Origin of the sequence: Streptomyces sp. NTH33 (assembly GCF_003236365.1) — a bacterium.
GTDB lineage: Bacteria > Actinomycetota > Actinomycetes > Streptomycetales > Streptomycetaceae > Streptomyces.
In genome coordinates, this window is sequence record NZ_POTZ01000471.1 from 1 (window position 1) to 5,261 (window position 5,261).

5 protein-coding genes and 1 pseudogene are annotated in these 5,261 nt (G+C 73.8%); 4 read left to right on the forward strand and 2 right to left on the reverse strand.

What is annotated here, in order from left to right; genetic code table 11:
- Positions 1-260, reverse strand: a pseudogene (locus C1I97_RS30715) (hypothetical protein); the annotation flags it as partial.
- A 78-nt stretch (positions 261-338) separates the two neighbouring features.
- Here C1I97_RS30715 and C1I97_RS30720 point away from each other — a divergent pair.
- Positions 339-830: a GNAT family N-acetyltransferase gene (locus tag C1I97_RS30720; protein WP_111006354.1), complete on the forward strand. Its 492-nt coding sequence runs from the start codon at positions 339-341 to the stop codon at positions 828-830.
- A 17-nt stretch (positions 831-847) separates the two neighbouring features.
- Here C1I97_RS30720 and C1I97_RS30725 read toward each other — a convergent pair whose 3' ends face one another.
- Complete coding sequence (locus C1I97_RS30725; protein ID WP_111006355.1) at positions 848-1,615, reverse strand: polysaccharide deacetylase family protein; 768 nt, start codon at positions 1,613-1,615, stop codon at positions 848-850.
- 176 nt (positions 1,616-1,791) lie between these two features.
- Between C1I97_RS30725 and C1I97_RS30730 the strand changes: the two genes are divergently transcribed.
- The 3 genes from C1I97_RS30730 to C1I97_RS30740 form a co-directional block, all read left to right on the forward strand.
- Positions 1,792-2,754, forward strand: a complete 963-nt coding sequence (locus C1I97_RS30730) for an NAD-dependent epimerase/dehydratase family protein (RefSeq protein ID WP_111006356.1) — start codon at positions 1,792-1,794, stop codon at positions 2,752-2,754.
- 235 nt (positions 2,755-2,989) lie between these two features.
- Positions 2,990-4,627: a carbamoyltransferase family protein gene (locus C1I97_RS30735; protein WP_111006357.1), complete on the forward strand. Its 1,638-nt coding sequence runs from the start codon at positions 2,990-2,992 to the stop codon at positions 4,625-4,627.
- The coding region (locus C1I97_RS30740; RefSeq protein WP_146608345.1) for a glycosyltransferase family 2 protein at positions 4,624-5,261 on the forward strand (638 nt) is incomplete at its 3' end. The genes C1I97_RS30735 and C1I97_RS30740, both read left to right, overlap by 4 nt.

A 5,261-nucleotide genomic window follows, 5' to 3' on the forward strand; every position in this document is an offset into this window, starting at 1 on the left:
TTCGACGACCCGATGGAGGTCACCGTCTGGCGTCCGCCGGCCGGCGGACGCCAGACGGTGACCTCCATCGGGTCGTCGAAGCCGAGGGGACCGATCCCCGAACGGGCCACGAACACCGTGCCCACCCGGGTCGGCGGGGGCGTGACCTCGGTGATGCGGGTCAGCGGAACCGTGTCGGCGTGCCGCGACCACCGCGTGAGCCGGCGCCACGCCTCGTCGACGGGCAGCGGCGCGGTGCGCTCGAGAGAGAAGGTGACCACAGGACGATCGTAGGCACACGGTCCCGCCCGACTGCGCATTCACCACCGGGTCACCCAAGTGGCCGTATCCTCGCGCCCATGCTGACGCTGGAGCAACTGCGCCCCGACCACGCGGACGCCCTGCTGGCCTTCGAGCGGGAGAACCGCCGGTACTTCGCCCGCTCCGTCCCGGACCGAGGGGACGCCTACTTCACCGGGTTCGCCGCCCGCCACCGGGCCCTGCTCGCCGAGCAGGACGCCGGCGTCTGCCGGTTCCACCTCGTCCTGGACCGGTACGGCGTCCTGGTGGGCCGCGTCAACCTCGTCGACATCGCGGACGGCTGCGCCGAGTTGGGCTACCGGATCGGCGAGCGGGCCGCCGGCCGGGGACTGGCGACCGCCGCCGTACGGGAGGTCCGCCGTCTCGCGGCCGAGGAGTACCGGCTCTCCGCGCTCACCGCCGTCACCACCCTCGACAACCCGGCCTCCCGGGCCGTACTGCGGCGCAACGGCTTCACCGAGGTGGGAGAGCTGCGCGTCGACGGGCGGCCCGGACTGCGGTACCGGCGCCGCCTCGGCGACAGCGGCTGAGCCCGGCCCGCCGCCCGCTACGGCCGGTACACCTTCCCCGGTTCCGCCTTCCCCGGCGCCAGCAACTGAGGGACGGTGACGAACACATAGCCCCGTTCCTTCAGCGCGTCGATGATGCCGGGCACCGCGGGGACCGTGCCCGGGTAGATGTCGTGCAGCAGGATGATGCCGTCCCGGGAGGACTGGGCGAGGACCCGCTGGGTGATGAGCGCGGAGTCGTTCGTGGTGTAGTCCTTGGCGGTGACGCTCCACAGCACCTCGGCCAGGCCCAGTTCCCCGCAGATCTCGTGCACGGTGGCGTTCGTACGGCCCTGCGGCGGGCGCATCAGGGTGGGCTTGCGCCCGGTCAGGCGCTCTATCGCCTCGTTGGTGCGACCGAGTTCCTCGCGTATGCGCTCCGGCGGTATCCGGGTCAGGATCGGGTGGCTCCAGGTGTGGCTCGCCACCTCGTGACCCTCGGCGTCCATCCGCTGGACCAGCTCCGGGTACTTCTCGAGGTGCCGGGCGCCGAGCAGGAAGAAGGTCGCCGGGACCTGTTTCTCCTTCAGGATGTCGAGCAGCCGGGCGGAGTACTCGCTCGGACCGGCGTCGAAGGTCAGCGCGATGCACTTGGCCTCACGGCAGTCCACAGCGCCGAACGGGGCCGGAGCGCCCGCCGCCGCGTACGTCCGGGCCGTGCTCGGCGCGGTCGTCTCCCCCTGTCCGCAGCCGGTCAGAGCCAGCGTCAGGCACATGGCCCCCGCCAGCGCCGCACCCGCCCGGAACCGGGCCCCCGTTTTCGTCATCTTGCTGGTCGCAGAACGCATGCCGGGACTATACACAGCAGGTATATACGCAGTGTATAGCAGGACATGGCCTGATATCGAAAGCCTGACCGGGCCGAACCGGCCCATGTGTGGCCTTCCGGCCGCCGGGTTACTCAAGCCGTCACGCAAGCGAAGGCGAGAGTGAGGAGAGTCCCGTGAGCGGACACACCTGGCGCCGGGCCCTGGTGACCGGCGGAGCCGGCTTCGTGGGATCCCATCTGTGCGCGCGCCTGCTCCAGGCCGGCGCCGCGGTCGTGTGCCTGGACAACCTGGTCACCGGCGCCCGCGCCAACGTGGCCGAGCTCGAACAGCACCGCGGCTTCCGCTTCGTGCGCGCCGACGCCACCGACGCCGGGGCCGTGCGCGGCCTGCCCGGCCGCTTCGACCTGGTCCTGCACTTCGCCTGCCCGGCCTCGCCCGCCGACTACCTGCGGCTGCCGCTGCAGACCCTGGACGCCGGCAGCGCCGGCACCCGCAACGCCCTGGAGCGCGCCCGCGCAGACGGCGCCCGCTTCCTGCTGGCCTCCACCTCCGAGGTCTACGGCGACCCGCTCGAGCACCCGCAGCACGAGGGCTACTGGGGCAACGTCAACCCGGTCGGCCCGCGCAGCGTCTACGACGAGTCCAAGCGCTTCGCCGAGGCCCTGGTCACCGCGCACCGGGGCGTCCACGGCACCGACACCGCCATCGTCCGCATCTTCAACACCTACGGCCCCCGCATGCGCACCGGCGACGGCCGCGCGGTGCCCACCTTCATCGCCCAGGCCCTGGACGGCATGCCCCTCACCGTGGCCGGCGACGGCAGCCAGACCCGCTCGCTGTGCTACGTGGACGACACCGTCGACGGCGTGCTCGCCCTGGCCGCCTCCGAGGAGACCGGCCCGGTCAACATCGGCGGCACCGACGAGATCACCGTGCTGGAGCTGGCCCGCCGGATCGTGGAGCTCACCGGCTCCGCCTCCCGCGTCCGCTTCGTCGACCGCCCCGTCGACGACCCCGGGCGGCGCAGGCCCGACACCCGGCTGGCCCGGGAACGGCTCGGCTGGCAGCCGCGCGTGAGCTGGACCGAGGGGCTTCGGCACACCATCGGGTGGTTCGCCCGCTCCGTCGCGGCGTAGGGCCCGGGAGCCCTTTCGGGACAGTAGACCGTGGTGTCCTGAACCGTACTGCCCCGCCCTGGCCAGGGAGCTTCACCGTAGGTCACCAAATACTGGCATGGGGTGAAAATTCCCCCTTTCCGGCGGCCGGTTGGCTTCACGTGTTTGAGACAGCCGAGGCGCGGCACCCAGAAGCCCGAATGCCCTCACGGTCCCCGCACGCCGAACCATCCGACGAACGGGACGGAGCCGCCCCATGCGCATCCTTGGTATCAACGCCCTGTTCCACGACCCGGCCGCCGCCCTCGTCGTCGACGGCACGACGGTCGCGGCCGGCGAGGAGGAGCGCTTCAGCCGGCGCAAGCACGGCAAGCGCCCGGTGCCGTTCTCCGCGTGGGAACTGCCGGAACTCTCCGCCCGCTGGTGCCTGGAGCACGCGGGCATCGGGCCCGAGGAGCTGGACGCCGTCACGTACTCCTTCGACCCGGCCCTGGCCCGCCCGGCCGCCGAGATGGGCCTGTTCGACCCGTGGGACCCGCTGCGCCTGGAATACGCCCGCCGCGCCCCCGAGTTCCTCGCCGAGGCACTGCCCGGCCTCGACCCGGCCAAGGTCGTCTTCGTGCCGCACCACGTCGCGCACGCCGCCTCCGCGGGGCCCGCCTCCCCGCACCCGGACAGCGCCGTCCTCGTCCTGGACGGCCGCGGCGAGGCCGCCTCCCACCTCGCCGGCCGCTTCCACGACGGCAAGCTCGACACGCTCGCCGCGCAGGCCCTGCCCCACTCCCTCGGCCTGGTCTACGAGGAGCTGACCGAACACCTCGGCTTCCTGCGCAGCAGCGACGAGTACAAGGTCATGGCGCTCGCCTCCTACGGAAAGCCCCGCTTCCTGCCCCGGCTGCGCCCGTACGTCCACGCCACCGGCGACGGCGGCTTCCGCGCCCACGGCGTCGACTGGGCCGACCTCGCCCCGCCGCGCGCCAAGGGCGAGCCGTGGACCCGGGACCACGCCGACCTGGCGGCCAGTTGCCAGGCCGTCCTGGAGGAGACCCTGCTCGAACTCGCCCACTGGCTGCACCGCGAGGCGGGCGGCGAGGCCCTGGCCATGGCCGGCGGCGTCGCCCTCAACTGCGTCGCCAACTCGAAGATCGCCGCGAAGGGCCCGTACCGGCACGTGTGGGTGCAGCCCGCCGCCGGGGACGCCGGCACCGCGCTCGGCGGCGCCCTGTACCTGGCCGCGAGCGAGGGCGCCGCCCCAGAACCCCTGCCCGGCGCCGACCTCGGACGCGGCTGGAGCGACGAGGAGCTGCGCGCCCGGCTGGAGGAGGCCGCCGTGCCGTACGAGCGGCCCGACGACATCGCCGAGGCGGTCGCCGAGGAACTGGCCCGCGACGGGGTCGTGGCCTGGTTCCAGGGGCGCAGCGAGTACGGACCGCGCGCCCTCGGCCACCGCTCCCTGCTCGCCCACCCGGGCCGGGCCGAGAACCTGGAGCGGCTGAACAGGGTCAAGGGCCGCGAGGAGTTCCGGCCGGTCGCGCCCATGGTGCTCGCCGAACGCGCCCACGAGCTGTTCCAGGGGCCGATCCCCAGCCCGTACATGCTGTTCGTGCACGACGTCCACCGCGACTGGCGGGGCCGCATCCCCGCCGTGGTGCACGTCGACGGCACTGCCCGCGTCCAGACCGTCGACGAACGCCAGGAGCCGCTGGTCGCCCGCATGCTGCGCGGCTTCGAGAAGCGCACCGGGCTGCCCGTCGTCGTCAACACCAGCCTCAACACCGCCGGCCGGCCCATGGTCGACGACCCGCGCGACGCGCTGGAGTGCTTCGGCTCCGCGCCCGTCGACCTGCTGGCGATCGGCCCGTACGCGGTACGCAGGGGGAGGGCGTACGCATGACCCGCACCGACGGCCGCACCACCGTGACCGGGCCGGCCTACGCCGTGGTGATCCCCACGCTCGCGCGGGGCACCCTCACCGACTGCCTGGCCGCCCTCGCCGCCGCGACCGGACCGCGACCGGACGAGATCGTCCTGGTCGACGACCGGCCCGAGCCCGAGCCGGACGCGCTGGAGCACCCGCTGAGCGTGCTGGGCGACCTGCGCGCCCGCACCACCGTGCTCACCGGCGGCGGCCGCGGACCCGCCGCCGCCCGCAACACCGGGCTGCGCGCGGTCACCGCGCCCTGGGTCGCCTTCCTCGACGACGACGTCCAGGTCGGCCCGCACTGGTGCGACCAGCTCACGCAAGACCTGGCCGAGGCGAGCCCCGACACCGGCGCCGTGCAGGGTGTGATCGCCGTGCCGCTGCCCGGCGAGCGCCGCCCCACCGACTGGGAGCGGGGCACCGCCGGACTGGCCCGGGCCCGCTGGATCACCGCCGACATGGCCTACCGCGCCGACGCCCTCAAGCAGGTCGCCGGCTTCGACGAGCGCTTCACGCACGCCTTCCGCGAGGACGCCGACCTCGCGCTGCGCGTCCTGGACGCCGGCTGGCGCATCCGGCGGGGCCGCCGCACCACCCGCCACCCCGT